This window comes from Acrocarpospora macrocephala (assembly GCF_009687865.1).
GTDB classification, from domain to species: domain Bacteria; phylum Actinomycetota; class Actinomycetes; order Streptosporangiales; family Streptosporangiaceae; genus Acrocarpospora; species Acrocarpospora macrocephala.
This window is the reverse complement of the sequence record NZ_BLAE01000148.1, coordinates 1-2,730: the sequence shown is the minus strand read 5'-3', so window position 1 is coordinate 2,730 and position 2,730 is coordinate 1. Positions and strand designations below refer to the sequence as shown.

The 2,730-nt window shown below is 69.5% G+C and carries 2 protein-coding genes; both read right to left on the bottom strand.

What is annotated here, in order from left to right; genetic code table 11:
* Positions 1 to 867, bottom strand: an 867-nt coding sequence (locus tag Amac_RS53330; protein WP_155362070.1) for a CNNM domain-containing protein, incomplete at its 3' end; no start/stop codon positions are given.
* 145 nt (positions 868 to 1,012) lie between these two features.
* Positions 1,013 to 2,428, bottom strand: coding sequence for a hemolysin family protein (locus tag Amac_RS53325; protein ID WP_155362069.1), 1,416 nt, complete (start codon positions 2,426 to 2,428; stop codon positions 1,013 to 1,015).
* Positions 2,429 to 2,730: the final 302 nt, after the last annotated feature.

Below are 2,730 nucleotides of genomic sequence, written 5' to 3'. Positions count from 1 at the left end.
GGTGTGAGGGATTCGGGGGGTGGGGGTGGCCAGGGCTGAGGGAGGTTGGTCGGGGTGGATCAGGGTGTCGCGGATGTGGAGGACGCCCAGGATGGAGTTGTCGTCCATGACCAGCATGCGGAGTTGGCCGGTGGTGGTGGCGGTCTGGTGGACCACGTGGGCGGGGGCGTCGGCGGGGATGGTGATGGTCTGGGAGAGGGGGATCATCAGGCGTTCCACGGGCTGGTTCTGGACGCGTAGAGCCCGGGTGAGGAGATCGTGTTCGTTGCGGTCGAGCATGCCCATCCGGCCGGATTCTGCGACCAGGACGGCGAGTTGGTGCGGCGTTCTGGTGGTGGCGAGCTCGTCACGGGGGCGTACGCCGCAGAGACGGAGCAGGCCGTTGGTGAGGCCGTTGAGGGTGGCCAGGATGGGGCGGACCAGCCAGACGAAGCCGCGGAACGGGATCGCCAGGGCCAGGGCGGATCGTTCGGGGTGGGTGAGGGCGAAGGACTTGGGGGCCATCTCGCCGACCACCATGTGCAGGAACGTCACAATCGCCAGGGCCACGATGTAGGACAGCGCCGTCTGCAAGCCCTCGGGCAGCGCGCCGAGGAGCGGTTCGAGCAGGTGGTGGATGGCCGGTTCGGTGACCATGCCGAGCCCCAGCGAGCAGAGCGTGATACCCAGCTGAGCGCCCGCCAGCATCAACGACAGCTGCCGGCTGCCGCGCACGGCCGCCCGGGCCGCCATCCGGGCCATCCGCCCGCCCGCCGCCTCTTCCAGCCGATGCCGCTTGGCCGAGATCACCGCGAACTCCGCCGCGACGAAGAACCCGTTCAGCACCAGCAATACCAGCCCGAGCAGAATCGCCGTCAGGCTGTTCATGACAGCCTCCCCTGGGCGACGGCCGGGGAGGAACCGTTAAGCCGGAAGCCACTCACTACGACGTCGTGGTCGCTGTCCATACGGGCGCCCCGCGGACCACTCCCGGGTCCACGCGGGTGCTCTGGGTCGCGACTAGGACTCGTGTTCATGCGGGTCTCCCCTGGAACAGGGCGGAGAAGAGTTCGGGGGCGTAGTCCATGCCGGAACCTGTGCTTGGCGGGTTTTCGGGGGATTCGGTGGGGGCGGGAACGCTCAGCGACAGCCGTACCCATTCGGGGACGCGGCGGTGGACCTTGAGGACGGTGAGGAGCGCCTGAGCGGGTGGGGATTCGTCTTCTAGGTCGCGTTCGGGGGTGGTGGCGACGGTGACGGTGTCGCCCGGTTCGGCCATCCGGCCGAGGCCGGACAGGACCAGGCCGCCGATGGTCTCGTAGCTCTCGCCCTCGGGCAGCTCGACGCTGGTGGCGCGCTCGACCTCGTCGATGCGGAGGGTGCCGGGCACGTCCCAGGAGCCGTCGGCGTTGACCTTCACGCCCAGCGGCTCGGGGTCGTTCTCGTCGACGAGCTCGCCGACCAGCTCCTCGGCCAGGTCTTCCATGGTGATGATGCCGGCCAGACCGCCGTACTCGTCGATGACGCAGGCGACGGTGTCGCCGTCCATGCGCTTGAGCAGTTCGGTGACCGGAAGCGTGTCGGGGACGAGCAGGGGCGCGCGGGTGATGTCCGCGATGCGGGCGGCCGCGGGGGAGGCGACGTACTCCAGCAGGTCGGTGATGCCGACGACGTCGTCGCCGCCGTCGCCGAGCACGGGGTAGCGGGAGTGGCCGTGCTCGCGTACCGCGTCGACCAGGTCGGAGACCGGCCGTTCGGCGCGGAGGGAGACCACGCGCGGGCGGGGGACCATGACGTCCCAGGCGGTACGGTCGCCGAATTCGAGCGCGCGCTCCAGCAGTTCGGCCAGGCGCGGCGGCAACTCGCCGGCGGCGCTGGATTCGGCCACGATGCGGGAGAGCTCCTCGGGCGTGGCGCCGTGTTCCAGCTCTTCGACGGGTTCGATGCCGGCCAGCCGTACCAGCCGGGTGGCGGCGGAGTCGAAGAGGCGGATCACCGGACCGGCCACCTTGAGGTAGATCAGCGTGGGGCGGGCCAGGCTGATGGCCACCTGCTCGGGGCGGGCGATGCCGAGGTTCTTGGGGGCGAGCTCGCCCAGGATCATCTGGACGATGGTCGCGATGGCCACACCGGCCGCGACGCTCACGCCGGGTACGGCGGCGGACGGGAGCCCCAGGTCGGTCAGCGGGGCGCGGAGCACGTCGGCGATCGCGGGCTGGGCCAGGAAGCCGACGAGCAGCGTGGTCACGGTGATGCCCAGCTGGGCGCCGGAGAGCATGAACGAGAGCCGGCCGGTTACCGCGAGGGCGCGGGCGGCGGCGGGGTCGGATTCGGCGCGTTCGCGGAGGATCGTGCGGTCCGCGGCGACGAACGCGAATTCCTGGGCGACGAAGAATCCTGTCGCCAGCGTGAGCAGGAGAACAGCTAGCAGGCCGAGGGTGATGCTCATCGCGCTGGTCCCATGGCCGCGTTAGGGCCCGTGCCGAGGCACGGGCAGGTACTGCAAGGGTCCGAATCGGACACGTCGGTCCTTTCAACTAGGGTCTTCCACCGTAACGGCTCAGCGGCCGATGGTGTTTCCTGCTTCTCGGATGTGTACTTTTCCATAAGAAAACCTTGGGGACAGGTCTGCGGTCGCGGTGTGTGGCGACGTACCGTCAAGGTAGTGGCGGCAGTTGGCAAAGTGGGGGTTCTGGACCGTGACACAGGATGACGACCCGACTCGCGCGATCAGGCGGCGCGCGGTCGGCC

Bases quoted from the DNA above. Each gene is read 5' to 3' on its own strand.
- Amac_RS53325 (WP_155362069.1), bottom strand. From the start codon at position 2,428: ATGAGCATCACCCTCGGCCTGCTAGCTGTTCTCCTGCTCACGCTGGCG.